This window comes from Lysinibacillus canaveralius (assembly GCF_047301505.1).
Classification (GTDB): Bacteria; Bacillota; Bacilli; order Bacillales_A; family Planococcaceae; genus Lysinibacillus_B.
Genome location: NZ_CP154840.1, coordinates 4,223,743 through 4,245,023 on the forward strand (window position 1 = coordinate 4,223,743; position 21,281 = coordinate 4,245,023).

General features: G+C 37.9%; 14 protein-coding genes. 5 read left to right on the plus strand and 9 right to left on the minus strand.

Annotation, left to right across the window (positions count from 1 at the left end):
- Positions 1-2: 2 nt before the first annotated feature.
- The gene (locus tag AA0Y26_RS21285) at positions 3-1,949 is read left to right on the plus strand and encodes an iron ABC transporter permease (protein WP_413364005.1); all 1,947 of its coding nucleotides are present in this window, start codon (positions 3-5) and stop codon (positions 1,947-1,949) included.
- Positions 1,950-2,347: 398 nt separating this feature from the next.
- Positions 2,348-3,463 carry an S-layer homology domain-containing protein gene (locus AA0Y26_RS21290; RefSeq protein WP_413364006.1) on the plus strand — a complete coding sequence of 372 codons (1,116 nt, stop codon included), beginning with the start codon at positions 2,348-2,350 and terminating at the stop codon, positions 3,461-3,463.
- A gap of 100 nt (positions 3,464-3,563) precedes the next feature.
- On the opposite strand, the gene AA0Y26_RS21295 is transcribed toward AA0Y26_RS21290, so the two are convergent.
- The 4 genes from AA0Y26_RS21295 to AA0Y26_RS21310 form a co-directional block, all read right to left on the minus strand.
- Positions 3,564-5,132: a histidine kinase N-terminal 7TM domain-containing protein gene (locus AA0Y26_RS21295; protein ID WP_413364007.1), complete on the minus strand. Its 1,569-nt coding sequence runs from the start codon at positions 5,130-5,132 to the stop codon at positions 3,564-3,566.
- 190 nt (positions 5,133-5,322) lie between these two features.
- Positions 5,323-6,957, minus strand: coding sequence for a hypothetical protein (locus AA0Y26_RS21300; RefSeq protein WP_413364008.1), 1,635 nt, complete (start codon positions 6,955-6,957; stop codon positions 5,323-5,325).
- Positions 6,954-7,739, minus strand: coding sequence for an ABC transporter ATP-binding protein (locus AA0Y26_RS21305; protein WP_413364009.1), 786 nt, complete (start codon positions 7,737-7,739; stop codon positions 6,954-6,956). Before AA0Y26_RS21305 ends, AA0Y26_RS21300 begins: the two co-directional genes overlap by 4 nt.
- Before the next feature lie 202 nt (positions 7,740-7,941).
- Positions 7,942-9,297, minus strand: coding sequence for a TraB/GumN family protein (locus AA0Y26_RS21310; RefSeq protein WP_413364010.1), 1,356 nt, complete (start codon positions 9,295-9,297; stop codon positions 7,942-7,944).
- 291 nt (positions 9,298-9,588) lie between these two features.
- Between AA0Y26_RS21310 and AA0Y26_RS21315 the strand changes: the two genes are divergently transcribed.
- From AA0Y26_RS21315 to AA0Y26_RS21325, 3 genes are all read left to right on the plus strand, one after another.
- On the plus strand, positions 9,589-9,783 hold the full coding sequence (locus tag AA0Y26_RS21315; RefSeq protein ID WP_413364011.1) for a hypothetical protein: 195 nt from the start codon (positions 9,589-9,591) through the stop codon (positions 9,781-9,783).
- Positions 9,783-9,980, plus strand: a complete 198-nt coding sequence (locus AA0Y26_RS21320; RefSeq protein ID WP_413364012.1) for a YwbE family protein — start codon at positions 9,783-9,785, stop codon at positions 9,978-9,980. The genes AA0Y26_RS21315 and AA0Y26_RS21320 overlap by 1 nt, the downstream gene beginning before the upstream one ends.
- Positions 9,981-10,118: 138 nt before the next feature.
- Positions 10,119-10,823, plus strand: a complete 705-nt coding sequence (locus AA0Y26_RS21325) for a diphthine--ammonia ligase (RefSeq protein ID WP_413364013.1) — start codon at positions 10,119-10,121, stop codon at positions 10,821-10,823.
- A gap of 182 nt (positions 10,824-11,005) precedes the next feature.
- On the opposite strand, the gene AA0Y26_RS21330 is transcribed toward AA0Y26_RS21325, so the two are convergent.
- The 5 genes from AA0Y26_RS21330 to AA0Y26_RS21350 form a co-directional block, all read right to left on the minus strand.
- The gene (locus tag AA0Y26_RS21330; RefSeq protein ID WP_413364014.1) at positions 11,006-11,467 is read right to left on the minus strand and encodes an acyl-CoA thioesterase; all 462 of its coding nucleotides are present in this window, start codon (positions 11,465-11,467) and stop codon (positions 11,006-11,008) included.
- Positions 11,464-11,613: a hypothetical protein gene (locus tag AA0Y26_RS21335; protein WP_413364015.1), complete on the minus strand. Its 150-nt coding sequence runs from the start codon at positions 11,611-11,613 to the stop codon at positions 11,464-11,466. Before AA0Y26_RS21335 ends, AA0Y26_RS21330 begins: the two co-directional genes overlap by 4 nt.
- An 89-nt stretch (positions 11,614-11,702) precedes the next feature.
- The gene (locus tag AA0Y26_RS21340) at positions 11,703-12,809 is read right to left on the minus strand and encodes a response regulator (RefSeq protein ID WP_413364016.1); all 1,107 of its coding nucleotides are present in this window, start codon (positions 12,807-12,809) and stop codon (positions 11,703-11,705) included.
- Entirely contained in the window at positions 12,790-15,858 is a 3,069-nt protein-coding gene (locus AA0Y26_RS21345; RefSeq protein ID WP_413364017.1) for an ATP-binding protein, read from the minus strand. Before AA0Y26_RS21345 ends, AA0Y26_RS21340 begins: the two co-directional genes overlap by 20 nt.
- A gap of 266 nt (positions 15,859-16,124) precedes the next feature.
- Positions 16,125-21,155, minus strand: a complete 5,031-nt coding sequence (locus AA0Y26_RS21350) for an S-layer homology domain-containing protein (protein WP_413364018.1) — start codon at positions 21,153-21,155, stop codon at positions 16,125-16,127.
- Between the last annotated feature and the right edge of the window lie 126 nt (positions 21,156-21,281).

A 21,281-nucleotide genomic window follows, 5' to 3' on the forward strand; every position in this document is an offset into this window, starting at 1 on the left:
TTATGAAAAAAACGAGTTATTTTATTCTTTCTATAATGATTTTGCTGGTACTATCAGTCATTCACCTTATTCAAGGTCAGGCTGATTACACCGTTTCACAGCTTCTAACAGAGATCTGGGCTCCCGGCCGTATACAAGATGTGGTGTTGACGCTGCGGCTGCCGCGTCTCGTTATAGGGATTATTGGAGGCATGGCGCTTGCAGTTGCAGGTGCCATGCTTCAAACACTTACAAGAAATCCTCTTGCCTCGGCAAGTACGCTCGGTATCAATGCCGGTGCATTTTTCTTTATTGTGCTATCTGCTGTATTCTTCCCATCTCTATTAAGCGAGTTTCGCCTTGGCATCGCCTTATGTGGAGCTGTTCTTTCCGCTCTGATGATTCTATTATTAGCTGGCAGACAAATGGAGCCTGTTCGCGTAGCGTTAACTGGCATGATTATCACCTTGTTCTTTTCTTCCTTAACCGGCACCCTTCAGCTTCTCTATGAGAATGAAACAGGAGGCTTATTTTTATGGGGGTCAGGTACACTTGTTCAGCTCGATTGGTCTGGTGTGCAATTTGCTTGGCCAGTCATTACAATATTTTTGGTCATTGCGCTGCTTTTAGCAAAACAGTTGGATTTATTCCAGCTAGGTGAGGACTTGGCCACATCTTTAGGTCAAAATGTGCCCCTCATGAAATTGGTCTCATGGATAGTGGCAATTGTATTAGCAAGTACTGTCGTTAGTGTTGTAGGGCCAATTGGTTTTATTGGATTAATGGCTCCCCATTTAGTAAAGCTTTTAGGCGTGAAAAAGCATGGCCTTTTGTTCACCTTTTCCATGGTCTGGGGCGCTATTTTACTTGTAGGAGCCGATGTTGCAGGACGTTTTATTAGTCCTCATTCTGAAATTCCGGTCGGCGCATTAACTGCTTTAGTCGGTGCTCCATGCTTATTGTATTTAGCATGGAAAAAGGCACAATTCATGTCAAATGGACAATCAAAGCTGGGTAACACTGCAGCTCCCATCAAACTTCCCCTTAGCTTATTAGCTGTAGGTGTTCTCTTCATTGCTTTGTCATTCATGGCTATTGCTTATAATGGAGATACATGGATATTGGACTGGTCTTCCTTTGTCATCACTGAATTCCGTATGCCTCGTGTATTAACAGCCGCTTTGGTCGGTGTGTTGCTTGCCATCAGCGGTCTATTATTACAGGGAATATTACGTAACCCGTTAGCAGATACAAGTGTAATTGGCTTAACTTCTCTTGGCGGAGCAGGAGGGATGATTTTTCTTGTAGTTCTTCCATCTGTAAGCCTTGCCCTTTTACCAATCGGGATCGCAATGGGGACAATTTTTGCCTTTGGTGTTATCTACTTAATGGCAAGAAAAACCAAGTTCAACCCTGTTCTTGTGGCATTGATCGGTATCGGTCTATCTGCATTTGGCTCATCAATTATTCAAGTACTAACCATTAAAGCTAAGCTTACCGTGACTAATGCACTCGTTTTTTTATCCGGGTCTACCTACGCAACAAATTGGTCAGATTTCAAGCTAGTACTTCTTGTAGTCATCCTGGTAGCCGCCCCTTCTATATTGCTTAGTCGTTATATAGATATGCTGCAATTTGGAGAAGATACGGCTCAAAGTATGGGTGTGAATTTATCAAAGATTCGAATCATTACATTACTATTTGTAGTAATCTTAACTACATTTACGATTACAGTTGTTGGGGTCATCGGTTTTATTGGCCTTGTCGCACCGCATATTGCCCGACGCATCGTTGGCAATAAAACAAGAGCAGTATGGCTATTAGCAAGTATGATAGGTGCCTTTTTACTTGTCCTTGCTGACTTTATAGGCAGAACAATCATCATGCCGAGTGAAGTACCAAGCGGGCTTGTCGTTTCTCTTATCGGCGCCCCTTATCTACTGTACTTAATGTATAAGATGAAGTATTAAAGTTTACGAGATACTTACTATAAACAATTTATTATACTGATAAATACTTGTTATCAGCTGTACTATAAGGAAGACATTTTCTCTAGAATCGGTTGTTATAACCTATTTCTATCAAAGAAAAGTCTTCCTTTTTCATGGGAACTTTTAATTGATTAAATATATTTATATCCTTCTCAAGAAACTTATTTCTTGCCAATATAAAAGTACTTTTCTGAATGAATTCCTTACTTTTGAAAAGTAAATCCACCTCAATACAGGATAATAGATATAGCTTTCAATCTTTTCATACTAGCAATAAAACATTATTAACATTTCCATATTTTTCACTATATTCTTTTTGATATAAATAGAGTAATATCTTCCTGTACAAGATATTTCGATGAAGAGAGGTTACATGATTGAAGGCAGTTCGTATTTTATTGGCTTTACTTTTGACGTTTGGATTTTTGGCAGCAACACCTGCTTTAGCAGCAGAAAAAACAATGGATGATTATTTTATTGATGATGTAAGCTATAATCACGGAGCATATGAAGAGCTAGAACGTTTCTTATATGCTGATATTATAGATGGCTATAAAGAAACAGCGATTTATGAAGAAGATGGAGAAGAATATGAATATACATCTGTTCTTTTAAAACCAGAAAACAGTATCACGCGTGCCCAATTTACAAAAATTTTAGTTAACGCGATGAATTTAACATCTGGAGAGATCCAAAAATCATTCCCTGATGTAAAACCTTCCCATTGGTATTATGATTATGTACAGATTGCCAGCAGCAGAGGGGTTATTACTGGGAAAGTAGATGGCACGTTTAAACCGAATGATAAAATCACGCGTGCTCAAATGGCTGTTATGATTTATCGTGCATTCAATCCTACTGTAGATTTTTCAGCACTAGGAAAAACGTTCAAGGATGTAACACAACGTAACTTTGCTTATGAAGCTGTTGTTAAAACTGCAGGGGTTGGCATCATTAAAGGGTATGGAGATACTTTCAAACCGAATGATTTTGCGAAACGTTCTCAAGCTGTATTGATGATTGACCGTGCATTACATCAAGAGCCTGGTACTGCTGAAGATGAAGCGGCAGTCATTCAAACGGTGAACCGTAACGTCACAGAAGAGTTCCTGTACTCTGAGCAGCAAAACACTGAAGCGCTAGAAGCCCTTTACCATGACACAACAATGGGTTACTATCTAGCTTACTCACTTGATAACCTTAGTCTATTAACTGATCCTGAGTATAGTGATGAATCCATTACGATGAAAAAAATAGGTGAGCATTCAAGCAGTATCGTTTCTTTAAATAAACGTTTTGCAGAAGTGAAAGTAGACAATCTGAAGGTTCAAGTTGCCATGAGTGAACCAGATATGAATTTTGAAATGACAATTGATCTATCGGGAACTGCCTATCTAAAGAAAACAGAAGGCGGAACGTGGAAAATTTATAATATTGTCTATGATGAAGATGACTATGAAAATATGTTAGATACAGCTATGGCTGATTATTAACTAAAAAATTCCGATCTCTCGAGAGATCGGAATTTTTTTAGGTTTTATATATTTAAAAAAGCTGCAATATAAAGAGCCTTAGTGACCACTAGTAAGCTGTCTATACTGTTTGCACTCTTTCCTTGAATATTTGAACATTATTTCTTCCCGTGTTCTTTGCGGCATAAAGGGCATGATCGGCCTCTCTGATTGCCATTTTCATTGCTTCTTTTTGCTTAGGCTGCGTAAATTCAATCTGCGAAATTCCAAAGCTGGATGTAACATAAATCGTTTTATCATCAAAATTTGTCATGTTTTTCGAAATTCTATCCCTAATTGTATTGGCTATGTCAAAGGCTTTCTTCATATCCTTCCCTGGTAAAAGAATGACAAATTCTTCCCCGCCATACCGCCCAATTATATCTTGCGGGCCTAAACTGTTCTTAGCCAAATTGGCGATATTGGTCAGCACGATATCCCCTGCTTCATGTCCGTATGTGTCATTAATATGCTTAAAATGATCGATATCAAACATGATCAAGGAAGCATGCTCTTCTTGTTGCATGATGGCTGCCAATTTATTTACCGATTGCTCCATAAAGTGCGTTCTATTGTAAATTTGCGTTAATCCGTCATAACTTGCAAGCTGATAAAGCTTCTTCTGCATTTCTACTTTTTCCGTTATATTAACAAACGTAATAATAGTACCTACATTGCTGCTTTTCCTCTTTAAAACTGGCGAAAAACGAACTTGGTAATATATGTGAAGGGAGTTTTCCACACGTTCATAGTCACTCTCCTCCCCACGACGAATTACCTCAGCAAGCTCTTTATCTTCCCCTAGGATATCTTCTATTTGCTTGCCTATGGAAAACGAGTTTAACATTGGCATCACCTGTAGAATCGCCTTATTGTAATCAACGATGGCCCCATGCTGGTTTAAAACGACAATTCCTTCCAGCATACTTTCGAATACATTTTCCCTTGCTATAGGCACTACATTAAACATTTGAAGTGAAAATAGCGCTACCCCGTGAAGAATGAAGGATGCACTCATAGAAACCGGGCCCAGGTCAATTCCGTAAGGACTTAGATTGTTTAAATAAAAGTGATTGGCAACGATGGGTACAAGTAATCCTGCAACCATCGTTAGGATTTGCAGCTTAAACCGAAATAACGATTTATTTAACTGCAGCAGTAAGATCATCATACTCATCGAAAAACATAAAAAAAGATAAAGAGAATGAACGTAAAAAAAGGGCCCATATTCTAAATCTACAACCGGAAAAGGGGTGTCCTTTCGAAGTTCAACAGTTAAATAATAGAGATGATGAAGCTCATTCGTATGGTGAGTAAATACGGTGATCATTGGAATACCAAACAAAACATATAGGAATGGCTTTCTCATTTTATGTCCTGCATACTCAAAGCACATCAATAAAATAAAAGCCGGCAGAAAAGGCATCACCAAATACTCGATTCCTAACCAAAATTTAATTTCTTTCAATGTATTACTTGTTAATTCAAAAACATAAGAAAAAGAAAAGACAGCCGACAGCAACGTAACAATCGTATACTGGCTGGCACCTGGCGCATTTGTTAGTTTTACATATGAAAAAAGGCATAAAATGAGGCTTAACACCCCTGCAACGACAATCATTAGAACATATACAAGCAACTCTTCAGCCATGAATTTCTCCAATATTAATAAAAGCAATTTCCTACTATTATATAATTCTTTTTCAAATAATGACTAGTAAGCAATACTCAATATTCTCTCATAGGGAATGCCAAGGCTTATCGATTTAACCCTGTCCACTATTTACGACAATAAAAAGCGGCATGAAATGAACACTCCACACCGCCGCTAAGTTTATTATCTATTTCTTTCTGCCCCGAAAGACAATTTTCCAAGCTGCAAAATTCAGGATGGCCAGCACCACCAAGTAAATGATCGAACCATACATGATTTTTGAAGCCATGAAATAATGAATACCAGCCATTATAGCAGCAATTATCATAAAGATGAATACTTTCCAGCTCTGCGCATCCCCGATTTCATTATTCGGCTTGGTAAAGGGAACGTTACTTCCAAAGCCTATATAGCAAATGATTGTGTACAAGCAGCTGGCAAATAAAACAGCAGCTAAATCGGGTAGGATTCTTGTTCCATACATAAAGCAAAAGATAATGCTTAAAACGGTATAGAGAGGAATATATAACTTGAGTAAAAAGGCTTTTAAACTTCCTTTTTTTAAATCTGTATAATCTGTGAGCGGGAATACCTGATAGATCCAAGCCGCTTTATACTTCGCTGAATGACTAAGCATTAACACAGCGGTCGGAATAATCAGCATGCTGAAATAAATATTTATATACCCCATGCTCACGGAAAAATCTATATCATCTATTCTCATACTATTAAAAATAAAAATAAAAGGCGCGATAAAGGCAAATCCTAAAGAAGGGTAGACCTTCAATTTAAAATCCCGCTCTTGCTTCATCATAAGAGAAGAGAAACGGTAGAAGGCTCTTTCCTCGCTTGTTCGGCAAATTAAGTTCAATAGCATTTCCTTCAGACGAGACCGTTTTTCCCGCTTTGACTTACTTGTGCTTAGCAGCTTTTGCAGGTTGCGTTCAAATGCTGGAATCAGCTTTATATAAAGCCATATAGAGATAATAGGCATGATAATGGCAAGCATGCTGAAGATGATTGTGGATAAGGCCCCGTCTCCATTTAGCAGCAGTTCATACGGAGCAGCAAACCACATGGGAATAAGAAATATACTCCACCAATGAAACTCCACTGCCATAGTGAAATCAACTAATTCAAAAGAGCGGATTAAGACTTGATAGCCGACCATTAAAAATAATGACAACCCTATCTGCACATAATTGATTGCATCTTTTAGCTTTTCTCCGTCAAAAAAACGCAGAATAGCGATATATAGCAGTGCTGTAAGAACAACGATGAAAATATTGATCAATATTAATTCAACAATTGTTATAAGGAAGAATAAAATCCCCTGTCTAAACAGCCCGATAACAAGCGGAATAGCCGTTAACGCAATCGTTAAATAAGTTAAATAAATAAGAATATGCATGAACTTCGCAGCATTCACTGTTCTTGGATCAATAGGTTTCGTTGAAAGAATGCTTTTATCTCTTACATCTAATAAGACAGTGGAAAAATCAGAAATCATCGTTGTCATAATCATAAAAATAAGAACCGCATACGTAATACTCATTTGGAACAGATAGTTTTCACCAAATCCCATAAAAGGAATAAATATAAGACTAATCAACACGTAAAACCATAAAGACTTAATATAGCCGTACTTTTGATCTTCATTTTTCTTTCCTGCTGACTGGTTATAAAAAGTAGGAACCCTGCGCTCATCCATTGTCAGCTTAACCTGAAGAATTTTCCTCATGAGTCCATAATCGATGCCTATTTTACTATAAAGAAACCGAATCTTATCCAGCAGCTGTAGTATTTTAAAATCTTCCATCATTCCACCTCTTGAACAACAGCGACAAACTGTTCACCGATTTCCTTGTAATTATGGAAGTCTGTCAATTGGTTGAAAATGGCCTCCAATGTTCCCCCTGTGCTGGCTGCCTGCAGCTGTTCAAACGTTCCGTCCGCTGCTACCTTCCCGTCGTGCAATAAAATAATACGGCTGCTGATTTTCTCCACAACATCCATCAGGTGAGAGGAATAAAAGATTGTCTTTCCCTGCGCAGCGAGCTGTGCCAATATCTCTTTAAAAATCATGACACTGTTTGCGTCTAAACCATTAATCGGTTCATCTAAAAATAAAATGTCCGGATTATGTAAAAGGCTGGAGATAATTAACAGCTTTTGGCGCATCCCTTTCGAATAGGAAGAAATCCGCGCATGATATGCTTCCCCTACACCAAACAGTTCCATTAAGGCTTGCGATTTATTTGCAGCTATATCCAGATCCAGACCGTAAAGCTGTCCGATAAAAGTTAAATATTCGTAGCCGGTAAGGTTATCATATACATCTGCTATTTCCGGTACATAGCCAATTCTTCGTTTATATTCAATGCTGTCCTGCTGAATATTTTCTCCGAATAGCCTCACCTCTCCGCCATAATCCCTTTCCATTCCTAAAATGATTTTGATCGTTGTACTTTTACCAGCACCATTCGGCCCGATATAGCCGATGATTTCTCCCCGTGTAACACTTAGGTTAACGCCTTTTAATATTTCCTTATTCCCATAGCTTTTCGTCAAATTCGCTATCATTAACACTTCCTGCTCATTCATGTTAGCTCCCCCCAAGTTCCTATCTATCTCTTATACGTACAGAAAATATAAACGTTCCAATTTTAACATAAATAACCAGTATCGTTTTTCTTATGAAAGAAATCTAGCAATCACTTTCTAAAAGTGCCTTTCTCTCTATTAATGCTTCTCTTATTTTCTAATAAAAATAGCCAGTTCATGACGAACTGGCTCTAGGTTTTTCTTATTGATAAAACGGTTCTACTTCATACCCGTTTTGCTCTAAATGATAGCGAATATTTTTATCGACTGTGAAGTGGCCCGCACCAACGACTACAAAGTACGTCCCTTCTTCCTCTTCAAGCACATTCATGATTTTCTTTGCCATTTGTTCATCGCGTTCACCAAATAACATTTGATTGAACTCTGACAGATCTCCTGCCTGCGATACGTAGCTTTTTGTAAATGCTTCTGCATCTCCCTGCTTCCAGCTTGTAAACCATTCCTGCATAATGTCATGTTCATTTTCTTCAGAAGGCTGAAGAATGCTATCTAATACATCAACTAAAGACTGCTCTTGTGCTTCTGGTGATAATGCTTCAAACATATCAACCTGTGCTTTTGTTCCCTCTAATTCAATTACGGGCTTTTCTTGCAGCAAAGCATTTACCAAGAAGTAATTATCAATGCCAAGCATCGCCATTTCTTCTGGTGCCATCTCAAAAGAACCTTCCATTCCCAATAACGATAACGTGCTCGACAACATCCAAGGCTTTTGCAGCTCCAGCTGTTCCATCGGCAGCTCATACAGCTTTGCTACTTGTTCCAGCTTTGCATATGTTTCCGGCGCAACCGCATCTTTGACCGTTAAGCCATCTTTATACATTGCCTTTTCTGTATAGTATTCAAGCCCTTCCGTATCCAGAACATTTGCCTCCACTAACAGTGCATCCGACTCGTCGAACGCTGCCACAAGTTTTTCATTGAACGGATATAAATCAGGCGTCCCTACGTGAATGGAGCCGAGTAAATACACTTGTGTATCTTCATCTTCCACTACCCAGGCCAGTCCCTTTGCCCCTTGCTGTGCAAGCGCATATGTATCTTTAACGAATCGAACAGCCAGTAAAACAGCTTGTTGCGTCGTAGCCTTTTTCTCTAACTGCAATCCGTTTGAAGATCCTTGTAATATGTTGCGCTCTTGCATATATTTGATGGCATCTGAACCAACCGGTAAATCATATTGTGCCGCAATATTATAAAGGCGCTTTACAATATCGCCGCGTGTGTTGTCGTTTTTCACACTCACGGGCTTATACTGTTTATTTTCCGCCAAGCCTAGTGAAGCAATTTTCTTTTCTGTTAATGCCAGTAGCTCGTTCACTTTCTCAACTGGGATTTCGTTTTTGAATCCATCATAATACCATTCCACTGGATAGATTCCATATTTTTCACCCTCGTTTAATGTTCCAATAGCCCATTCGCTAATTGACGGTGTTAATTGCGATGGCTCTTCTGCTCGGATTGCTGGAGCAATTGTTGTCAGCATGAGTGTTGTACCAAGCAGTACGGCACCTGTACGTTTCCATATGTTTTTCATTCTGCACTCTCCTTCTTGTATTTCGATTTGAAGCTTATTATTTTACCGATTACGCTTTTTCTTCTCACACCTCTTTGTTTGGAAAACAAGGAGGATACAGTTCTCATTCATCATTAAAAGGTAAAATATAACTCAAAAAGTATAACATATCCAATTGGTAATATGTATCGTATTGCAAAAAATTACCGTTTATTGTAACCCGATCTATAAAATATCCAGGCTATTCTTTCACAAAGAAGGCGAAATAGATTATACTGGACTAACTACTATCTTAAAAAGGAGGAATTTTCCATGACTGAGAAGCATCAGCCGGAAGCACCGAAGAAAAAAATGAGCCTGCAGGACGCTGTGAAACAGCAGCTTGAAAACAAAAAGAATAAGTCTTCTGCGGGCAACGGTAAAATGAAGGCAGACCTTTCACCTCAAAAAATGAAAAGCCAGCAAACGAAAAAAACAAGCAATACGCGCAGAAAAATGGGTGTGTAATGGACGGACAAAATCGAAAGAACATAGTACCAGGTACAACTGTGGATATTGTTTTAAAAAAAGACCAAAGAACAGGCAAGCTGACAAGAGGCGTTGTGAAAGATATCCTTACGAAGTCGGGTACTCATCCTCACGGCATTAAAGTAAGGCTGACAGATGGACAGATTGGACGAGTAAAGGAAATTCACGCTGAATAGAGGTCAAAAAAGAAGTACCAGCAGCGGTGCTTCTTTTACTTTTGCTGATTACTTGGAAGGAATCGATATATTCAATTGAAATCCGTAAAAAAATCCGTACGGTGAAGATAGTATATTTTTAAGAAGGGGCAGTTACATATGACAGAACAAAACAACTGGAAACATAACGCATATAATCGGAAATTCATCGCTTCCTTTAGCGGAGGAAAAGATAGTGTGCTTGCCTTGTATAAGGCAAAGCTAGCCGGTGAAGCTGTCGGGTTGATTGTGATGCTTGAAGAAGAAGGAAAACGCTCCCGCTCTCATGGCATGCCGCCTGAATTGATTCAAGCTCAGGCAAAATCCATTGGGCTTCCTGTCTACACAGCCTCTTCTAGCTGGTCTGACTATGAACAGACATTTATAGGGCTTTTAGAGAAGGCAAAGCTAGCTGGTGCAGAAGTGTTAGTTACAGGCGATTTAGATATGCCTGAGCACGGCTGCTGGCATGAGGAAGTAACGAAAAAAGCGGGACTGCAGCTTTGTATGCCTTTATGGGAAGAGAATCATCATGAGGTTGTTGAAGAGTTTATGAATTTAGGCTTCACAACAATGATTGTGACTGTTAATTTAACGTTAGGTATGCGAATCGATGACTTAGGAAAAGTATTAACACCCGACTACATAAAAGAGCTGGAAGCACGTGGCATTGACCCTTGTGGAGAAGGCGGCGAGTTTCATACAACGGTCATTAACGGACCGCTCTTTACTTCACCAATTCACGTACAATCTTTAGACATCATTCAAGATGGCGATTATGCCTTCCTTCCGTTAGTGCTTGAAGATGATTCTAAACAAAAATAAAAATACTACTGAATAGTGAATTATTTAAATGTAACTCTCAGGCTGGGTAAAACCTTACTTTAAAAACTAGCTGTAACAACGTAAAGACAAAGTCAAAAATGACTTTGTCTTCACTCTCACTCTATTTGAGGGTTAGTTCGTCCTTCATACTTCCAACTCATCATTATCATAAAGACCTGCCGTTATTTTTTCTTATGCTTCAATTGTAACTCCCGGCGAAGCTTTACCTGCTCATGAAGATCCTTTTCTTCATCGGTTTCAAGAACAACCTGGGGTACCGGGCTCGGCTTCCCGTTTTCGTCTACAGCGACCATCGTTACGAATGACTGCGTCGTTAATGTCCTTTCACCTGTTTTAACCTGGAAAGAAGTGACGCGAACAAACACTGTAATCGATGTTCTGCCTGTATAAACGACGATGCTTTCTAATTCCAAAACATCACCTACCCGAGCTGGTGATAAAAAATCAACAGAGTCTATGGATACTGTGACCGTATTACGACCTGCATGCTTCATAGAAGTGATAGCTGCCACTTCATCGATATACGCAAGCACTTTCCCGCCAAAAATTGTCCCATGATGATTCGTATCAGGGGGTAAAATCAAATGTGATTGAATCGTCTTAGAATGCTGAACTGTTTTCATAGTTCCTCCTGTTTGCTTCGTATTGTGGCTGGCACTAATTTATTCTTTTTCTCGCTCTGATATTTACCCAAAACATTACTTTCTAATCGTTTAGCTTTCCGAACTTCCAGTCTACCCTCTTTTAATTGTTTTTCATCATACCCCATCAAATGCGGTGACATACATTCTTGCTCTTGCTAAATACCATAAAAAAAAGCATCTTTCTTTGTGAAAGATGCTTCAGGCTATTGAAAAATTAAGTTGCACCGATTATGTAATCGTCATACATTTTTCGGATTTTTTCTGGCACGGGCATATCTATTTCTTTCAATTTTGCCTGTATGTATTTAAAATGCTCTACGCTCTTTTGTTTATTGTTTTTTTTAATTAAAAAATCTAACAATAAAAGCATGTACTGTTCATTAAACTCATCCAGCTCCAGCAGCTTTTGCAGGCAGTTATATTTTAATAAAGGATTACTTGCAGGATGATTGGCAATATACTTTTCCAGGACGTGTAAAACGCTCTGCTTCAAGCGCAGCCTTATTTGGATTGCCCAAGGGTACTCCTCTTCTGCTAGAAAGTCACCTTCATAGCAATTTAATAACCGCTGGATTGATGTTTCATCATGCTCTTCCTGAAGTAATAATTCATTGAGTTCAGTAAAATCGCTATTAATTTCTATATTTAATTGGTAGTGATTATTCATTAACTGTATCGGATCTTTCATACTATTTTCCTTAAGAAGTTTTCTTAATTGATAAATCGTTGTATGTAAGTTACTTGCTGCCTTCTCAAACTCTAGATCCGGCCATAACTCCTCTATTATAACGACATTTAGCATGGGCTTTTTTTGGTGAAGCCATAAATATAAAAAAAGTTCCCTGACCTTTCTTGTACGCCATTTTACTACTTCATGTTGAACATCGAGTAAATAAAAGCTGCCTAATGTATGAGCGTATAAGAGGTTTTCTTTCTTTTGTTTAGGTGCTTCTAATAATATTTTTTGCTGTGCTTTTGCCAAGGCTTTCATGAGCCTTTTTTCATGAACTGGCTTTAACAAATAATCCGTTGCTTCCACTTCAAATGCATCTACCGCAAATTGAGCATGTGCTGTCACAAATATAATCTGTAAGGATGGTCGGTTTTTTGATAACTCTTTTGCTACTTGTAAACCGTGCATATCAATCATTTCAAAATCCAAGAAAATTAAATCTACCTGTTCTTTTTCAAGAAAGATAAGGGCATCTGACGCATTCGTAAATGCCCCCTTAATAGAAATTTGAAATTCTGTCAGTCGCTTTAACATCATACTTAAAACGTCTATAGCCATCTTCTCATCATCAATTATGATGATATTCATGCTCCCCCTCCTCCGGCAATAGTATTAGAACGGTTGTCCCCTTCCCTTCCTTACTATATAAACGCAGACTAGCATTTTTCATCAGTTTGAACTTTTTTAAAGGATTGGTGAATCCAATGCGAGAGCTTTCTTCATTTAATAGCTGCTGAAGTTTTTCTTCTGCTATCCCCGCGCCATTATCATGTATTTTGATACGAACGAATTGTCCCTCCCGCTGAACACTTACTTCAATCGTGCCGCCTTCCTGCTTCTTTGAAATACCATGGAAAACAGCATTTTCTACAAATGGCTGTATCGAAAGCGCAGGAATCATCAGCTTGATCGATTCATCAATATCATATTTAATAGTTAATCGGTCAGCAAAACGCATTTTTTCAATATAAAGATAAGCCTTTACAAGTTCCATCTCTTCTTCAATAGAAACCATGCTGTTCCGATAATGAACATTAAGTTTTGCCCGGAAATATGTAGCTAAGCAGTAAAGTGCCTCTCTTGTGTTATCCATATCCGTATAACTCAATCCAATAATCGTATTAAGAGTATTATAGACAAAGTGAGGTGTTACTTGTGAATACAGATAATTCATTTCAACCTCGATTGCATCTATTGAAGATTGACGGACTGCTAAAAGGGATTCAATGCGTAAAAGCAATTCATCCATAGCAATCGGCTTTTGTAGATAATCATTGGCACCAACCTGCAGTGATAATAATAAATCTGAATGCTTCATAATCGCCGTTAAAACAATAATAGGCAGCTCTAGCATGTCATATTGTTTACGTACTTGCTTACATAATTCATACCCTGACATACCATTCATCATTAAATCAATTAACATACAGTCCACTTGATTATTTTTAATATAGTCTACTGCATCATAACCATTATCAACAGCTATCACTGTATAACCCTTTAAAGCTAATGCATCAGCTAAAACCTTGATATTGACATGGTTATCATCTACGATAAGTATTCTTTTCCCATCGCCTTTATAGATAAGCGGCAGATCAATCCTTACTACCTCTATATTTGGATTTGTAACAATTTGTGTTGATGGCTCATTGCCCACTTGCTCCTCTGTTGCTAGGGGCATTGTAAATGTAAATGTCGTACCTTCCCCCATTGAACTTGTTACATTTATTTGGCCGTTTAATTTTTCTACAATATTTTTAGCAATACTCAAACCTAAACCGAGCCCTTCCTTTTTAGAATGATAATTTACTTGATAAAAAGCATTAAAGATACGATCTAAGTCTTGCGAAGGAATACCCGTGCCTGTATCACTTACTTGAATGACCATATATTCACCTTGAATAGCAGCCCTAACGCTAATTTCTCCAGTTTCTGTATGCTGTATAGCATTGTTCAATAAATTATAGAGGACTTGTTTAAATCGCAGTTCATCTGTAAACATAGCCGGCATTGATAAGTCCACTTCAGAAATTAAACGTACATGACTGTTAGTATTTAGTAAGCTATGAATTTCTGCTACTACATCATTTATGATACTTATCGACACCGCACGTGGTGAAACTCTTATTTCTCGCGTCATTTGATTCGATGAAAATAATAAATCTTCCACTAGATGGCCTAAACGCTGTGAGACATTATGAATTAGAATGACATGTTCCTGCTGGGTACGTTTTAATGGCTCCTGGGCACCTTCCATTAATGATCTGGATAGATTTAAAATACCATTCAAGGGTGTACGTAATTCATGGGCAGTTTTGATTAGGAATTCATCCTTCATTTGGTTGTGTATACGTAATTCATCCGATAACATCTGAATTTTCACGAACGCTTCATTGGACCGGTAATTTAATAATGAAGTAAAACCTACTAACACAAATAAAAACAGGACAAATCCAACGTAATCAATCGGTACTTCTATTAAAAAGTTAACGCTTAGCAAAAACCCGTAACAGCAAACAGCCGCCAAAATTACTAAAATATAACGAGCTTCCTCGAGCCGCTTCAATGTAACACGCATAAGAATCCATACATTATACAAAATTACTGGAGCTGTCACACTTATATAAGCTAACTTCCTCACAGTAGTCATAAGCATAGATGAAGCTCTCTGATTTTGCGTGATGGGATTATAAATACCATAGAGAACGAAAACGATACTTAATAAAGCCATAATGAAATAGATCGTTCTCTTTTTCTGGAATTGCGGGTACATAGAATGAATAAAAAGTGTCAAACACATAATTGCAAGCGGTATTACCCCTATTTGCAAACGGAGCTGATGTACAGGGGGAATGTTAGGGAACAATAGGAAAAATACCTTATGATTCACGAAAGATATATAAAGCCCCAGGAATATTGCGAAAAGACCAAAGAATAGTTCCTCTTTGCTTCTACGATTTTGTGCATACCCCAAAACATAGATTGCCCCCAAAACAATATGTCCAATACTTACAAAAGCCTCAATAAACACTTTCCATCGGTAATGATACTGAATATTTTCCATTGTGCCAAATTCAATAGGGTAAATAATTCCCGCTTGCGGATAATTATGATTAGCTACATGAACAACAATATTCAGCTCTTTATTTTCACTTCGGGCAAATACAGTGTATTTATCATCATTTTCAGAACCATACTCGCTTAGAATCGTACTTGGATTCCCTTTTGCACCTACTTCGACACCATTAATAAAAACGCGATTCGCTTGACGAATTGTTCGAATATATAACCCATATGTGCCATCCACAGGCACTTGAACATTCACATGGTAAGTCCCCACATAAAGCCTTTCTTCATTCTTTTCAACATATTCATGCCAGATTGATGGAACGTCAATGGTCAGCCTTTTGTCTTTATAGTTATCTAGTGACTCCTCTGCCGGGATCAGTACATTTGGATAAAAGGCCCACTTCCCTTCCAACTTAACGGGCTGCTCCAATTGCTCGTTACTAATGCTTACAATTCCATTCTTTACAATTTTAGAGTTTGTATCAGATAAATATCCCCAATTACCATAAAATAATACAACGATAAATAGCATGATAATACCTGCGATGATTAAAGTATTTTTTTTCATTACCATGCCTCCGAATTTTTCAACTATATGATTACTTTTATGGTTTTATCTTATTTCTTTATCCCTTTTATAGCAACGCCCTTTAAAATATTATGGTAAATAGATGAAGAAAACTCGGGAAAGGATTTTTTCTCGAGAAACATTTATTCATCAAAAACACCCCGCGAAGGTTAGTATGTTCCTTTACGGGGCATTCTGAATGGGGCGGCTGCTTGATGCAGCTAAGATTTATTAGTTATTATTCTCTAATAACTAAATTAAGTTTATTATTTTAATTCCGCTGAAATCACTGCATTTTGCGCTTTTGTGTTGGCAGTAATAGTTACACTGCTATTTTCAGCCGTAATAGTGTAATTCGAAAATTCATCTGCAAATGTCTCAGCAATAGCTGCAGCAAGAGTTGAATCTGTTGTTTCACTGTTTAATGTCATTACTTTTTCAACTGCTGCTCCACCTATAGTGATTGCAATCGTTTGGTTGCGTGTAGTTGCTCCCTCCAACTTTATTGCATCCGATATATTAAATGACGCAATTTGCTCAGCTCCAGGCGATGGGATTAAACTTGGTTGAATTATCTCCGCTTTATACGTAGTTCCTGGAAAGTCTATTTTTCTGGATAGCACTGGATCTTTTCCACTTGCCACCTTTTCTTTTACAGTTACAATTGTTTTTGGATTTCTTCCATCATCCACGGAAACATTAACATCATATTTTTCAGTTACCTCTGGAGTTTCAATTTCCTGCAAAACTTGGCCACTTACCCTAGCAACATATACACCACCTACAGCAAATCCTTCTCCATTCGTGGAAAGGTTTATATCAACAGAAAACTCATAAATTCCTTGTTGTGTTACTGTTATAGGCTCTGAGCCGTTTTGGGTAATTTCTACATCAGAAATTTTAAACGCTTCAACTGCGTTTGGTACTGTTAATTCTACTGTACTTTCAACGGTAGAATTGTTGGCAGAATCCTTTAAGTTACTAACCTTCACATTTACTGTATCAGATGCTGTAATGTCATTTTGTAAAGTAATTGTCAGCTTCTTATGATCTTCTGACCACATTCCCAACTCCTGATTGATTTCTTGATCACCAATAAATAATTCACTGAAAGTTACTGGCTCACTAAATGTCAGCTCAACGCTTTCACCCTTAGTAGCTTTTCCATCAGCATCGCCATCTATTAATGTTGCTGAAGTAATTGTCGGAACTTTATTTTCCTTAATAGTTACCTGGATTTCTTTCGCTTTTGTCATCCCATTATGTGTAAGTGTTGCTGTTAATGTGACAACATCATCTTCATCATCATTGCTGCTTCTAGTAACTGTACCATCAGCATTAACTGTAGCACCATCAACTGTATCAGCAACCCATGAAACTGCAACACCATCTACCTCAACTGGTAGATTTAAAGCCTCTGTTACTTCTTCCATGGATGGATTATTAGCTTTAATTAAATTTTCATCAATTTTTGACCAAGCATTATTAAGTGTTGTTACAGTATTAATATCATATTCATACAATTCCTTTATCGTTTCAGGATATGCTTCTTTATCCGATTCGAAGTCAGTTGATACATCAAGCTTATTGTATTTGTCATTATTACCAATACCATAAGCGTTTGAATTTGGTCCAATGACATGAATTTTATTAGTCCCTGTCATTGTTAAACTAGAACCTTGGCCTAAGTAAATACCGTATGATTTAATTATATTTACTACTTCCTCTTCCGCTCCTGCAGCCACTGTACTATTTTCAATATTTACTGTTGCGTTTTCCTTTGTCTGTATGCCAAAAGCATTATACCCATAATTAAGATTGCCATTATTGAGAATTTGCTTTTTAGTTGTTCCTGAAACAGTTGAATTTTTTATATTAATTACTACATTGGCACCATCTGCTCTAATTCCTGAACCATGTTGTCCATTGCTGCCACTGCGTAATAAGGTTGCTAGAATCTTTGAGTTATTGACATCGAGTTCTGCATTACCATTTCGTAACAGAACACCAGCATAGGAATAGCCACCTGTATTAATCTGGTTAATTTCAACTTCATCAAGTTCAACTTTCGCATTTCCCCAAACTAATACCGAACTACGATAGCTTGAATTAGTATAAGCACCTTCTACTCTTAATTTCTCAAGTTTAACCTTTTCATCATTAGCAGAAATTTGTATCCCTTGTAGTACTAGTTGATTTTGTCCATCGATACTGACAGGATACTTAATATCAATATTTGATGTAAGTTCGATTGGTGTAGTAATAGTGCTATCTACTTTTACTGTCTTTACTCTCTTATCTGCTACATATTGATTATTTACACTCTCGATAAATTCATTAGTATTTTTCACACGTAATACAGGTAAAGTGGTAACATTGAGTGTTTCCCCCTTTGTAAAGGTCACTTTTTCTGTTTTTCCATTTTTCGTAACATTTATAGATTTTAATTTAAATGTCCCCGAATCCATGCTGCCGCTATCTATTAAAATATCTTCAGCTGTATATGAGATCTCTACACCGTCTACTTGTTTCCCGTTACGCGAGAAAGTGATTGCCCCTTGGATTTTCCCTGCTGCTTCACTTACAACTACATCGTTTTCCCAAATGAAGTCGCCTGTTAAATCGTTTTGAACAATTTCATAATCATATGGCGCATGCTGTAATTTTACTGTCTTTACTTCGTTTGCTTCGCCATTCATATCTTTTATAGAATCTGCAGCTAAAGTGATATCGGCGTCAAGCTTAAATACACTCGAAAGATCGTCGCCGATCACTTTTACAGTTAATTGTGTTTTATCTTCAGACCACGTTACCTCAATTGGTCCATTTCCAAATGCATGAGGGTTCCCAAAAAATTGTTGAGCAATATCTTCCGGGTTTCCTGTGTATGCAATCGGTTCACTAAACGTAAAGGTGATCGTGTCATTAGCTGATGTATCTCCATCATTATCTAAGTCATTTAGAATGGCGCTAACTAAATATGGCTTCTTCGATTCTAAAATGGTTGTTTCAATTGTTGTTTCTTTTATTGAGACACCATTTGTTGCTGTAACATTTAGCGTGAGTTTATCATTCTCATCATCTGCTGCATCTTGCGTTACGCCGCCTGTGGAAAGATCAATGCTTGCGTTATGGTCGCCCACTTTCGTGACGGACTTCCATTCAAAGCTTGTACCATTTGGACCTGATGTAATTAAGTCAAGAGGTGTAGATACCTGCTCCAAACTTGGATTGTCCTTTTTAATCAGTGATGGGAGTAACGCCGTATCAACTGTTAACTTTAATTCTTCTTCTGTTAATGGCTTACCCTTTTCAGCGATGGCTTTTTTCACTGCTGCTGTGACAGCTGTGACATTTTCCGGGGTAATCCCCTTAATATCAATGCCTTCAAATAGCTTCACTAAATCAGCCGCATCTGGTGCTGGAGTTGCAGTTATTTTCTCTTGTGCTACCTCAACAGGGCGTTTAATTGTATGTGTCATTTTGCCATAGGCATCCACCGTTACAATGATTTGTGCTTCTTTGAAAGATGGCGCATCTTCTTTTACCGAAATAATGGCTGTACCCGGTCCTTTTGATGTGATGTTAATTTTGCCATCCGTTAATGCAGCTGTAGCAACATTTGGATTACTTGATGCAACTGTTGTACCGATCATGCCTACAGCAAGTGGATCCTTATTATCCGCGTCCTCGATATTATTTGCCGTTAGTGTTTGTGATACAAATGGATTGGTAACACCACCAGGATTCCCTCCACCTGTTGATCCACCACCTGTTGAAGGGGGAGTTGTTGGAGGAACTGTTGGCCGATCAACATCCGATATATCCTTTATATTCCCAATACTAGGCTGACCACCATTTGGGAATTTCACAGCCTCTTCTTTTTTTATATTATTAGGCTTAATCAGCGTCCCAATTGTGCTATCATTCGGGACAATTAGCTGACTTCCATATTGTTGCGTTTCTACTACCGGTAAATGTGCCTTATTTTCAAGTGTTACTTTAATTGGCGTTTCGATAGTTAATTCATTTGTTTCTAGTACACCTCTAACAAGTACATCTTGATTACCAATGAAATCTATCGAATTCATTTTGCCGTCAATTTCAATTTCCGACACATTGCTTCCTACTTCAATAGCTGGTGTCGCATGATTTGTAATAATTTTTGTTTTATCACGGTTTACAACGATTTCATTGACATTTGTGTCGGTTAGCTTGATAACCGATTCCTGGTCACGTTTGGCTTCCCCTTCAACAATCAGACGGCCATTCAAATCAAGACCGCTTAGCTCAATGTCCTTTTGATTCCCTTTTTTAATCGTAATATCGCCTGTTATATTTGCATTCACTATCTTGATATAGTCACCAGCAATCGTAATGTTTGCATCAACCTTGCCGCCTGCTAAATCTAATGTCAGTTGTTTATCTGCCGCTCCATCATTAAGTAATTCAAGATTACGAATTCCTACAATCTTTGTACCTATTTTGATGAAATCTAAATTGGCTTCATTTAATACAGCTAGATTCCGTTTATGAAGTAACGGCTGCAACTCTTTCTTAATATAATAGACGTTGCCATCAAGGGTAATTGTATTTTCACTAATGGATGAAATAACGTTTTCATCTGGCCGGCGGTTTTCCCGGTAATCTGTTTTAATTTCTGAACGAATGGCAAAGGCGGCCATATTAGCCCGGGTTACTGTTGAATTTCCACCATACGTTGTTGCCGTTTGGCCTATTGTAATACCTAAATCGAATAATGTCTGAATATACGGCGCTGCCCAATTGTCTTTCTGCGCATCTGTAAATGGTAGAGTAATATCAGCTGCCGGCTCCAGACCATATCCATTTACGAGAATTTTCGCCATTTGATTGCGTGTAATAGGTGAACCAGGCTTAAATGTACCATCCTGATATCCATCAATAATGCCTGCTTCTTTTAATGCTGCTATGTATGGGTAGGCCCAGTCACTCTTCGGAACATCCGTAAACGTATGATTAAATGATTTATTAACATCTAACCCTAAATTAAGCGCTAGAATTTTTGAGGCTTGTGCACGTGTTAATAGCCCTGTTGGTTTGAAAGAACCATCTTTATACCCGCTAACAAAGCCACGCTCAAATAATTCATTCACATATTCATAATAGTCAGAAGATGTTTTAACATCTGTAAAAACTTCCTCGGTTGCACTCGCTTTTATCGAGTCTGGTGCTACAACAGCAATTGCACTCGCTGCCATTGCCGTAGCCATTGCTGTTTTAAATATTTTTTCGTAATGTGCTGTGCTTTTTACCATCTAGTATTTTCTCCTCTTTTGGTCAATTTAGTAAAATCCTTAGATACTTTAACAATGGCCACTAAACAAAATCTGAACAAACCTCTAATCACTTGTGTTAGATACCACTCTCTTTAATATGTTTAT

Coding starts and splice junctions, on each gene's coding strand:
- AA0Y26_RS21285 (WP_413364005.1), top strand. CDS start 3: ATGAAAAAAACGAGTTATTTTATTCTTTCTATAATGATTTTGCTGGTA.
- AA0Y26_RS21295 (WP_413364007.1), bottom strand. CDS start 5,132: ATGGCTGAAGAGTTGCTTGTATATGTTCTAATGATTGTCGTTGCAGGG.
- AA0Y26_RS21300 (WP_413364008.1), bottom strand. CDS start 6,957: ATGATGGAAGATTTTAAAATACTACAGCTGCTGGATAAGATTCGGTTT.
- AA0Y26_RS21305 (WP_413364009.1), bottom strand. CDS start 7,739: ATGAATGAGCAGGAAGTGTTAATGATAGCGAATTTGACGAAAAGCTAT.
- AA0Y26_RS21310 (WP_413364010.1), bottom strand. CDS start 9,297: ATGAAAAACATATGGAAACGTACAGGTGCCGTACTGCTTGGTACAACA.
- AA0Y26_RS21315 (WP_413364011.1), top strand. CDS start 9,589: ATGACTGAGAAGCATCAGCCGGAAGCACCGAAGAAAAAAATGAGCCTG.
- AA0Y26_RS21320 (WP_413364012.1), top strand. CDS start 9,783: ATGGACGGACAAAATCGAAAGAACATAGTACCAGGTACAACTGTGGAT.
- AA0Y26_RS21325 (WP_413364013.1), top strand. CDS start 10,119: ATGACAGAACAAAACAACTGGAAACATAACGCATATAATCGGAAATTC.
- AA0Y26_RS21330 (WP_413364014.1), bottom strand. CDS start 11,467: ATGAAAACAGTTCAGCATTCTAAGACGATTCAATCACATTTGATTTTA.
- AA0Y26_RS21335 (WP_413364015.1), bottom strand. CDS start 11,613: ATGGGGTATGATGAAAAACAATTAAAAGAGGGTAGACTGGAAGTTCGG.
- AA0Y26_RS21340 (WP_413364016.1), bottom strand. CDS start 12,809: ATGAATATCATCATAATTGATGATGAGAAGATGGCTATAGACGTTTTA.
- AA0Y26_RS21345 (WP_413364017.1), bottom strand. CDS start 15,858: ATGAAAAAAAATACTTTAATCATCGCAGGTATTATCATGCTATTTATC.
- AA0Y26_RS21350 (WP_413364018.1), bottom strand. CDS start 21,155: ATGGTAAAAAGCACAGCACATTACGAAAAAATATTTAAAACAGCAATG.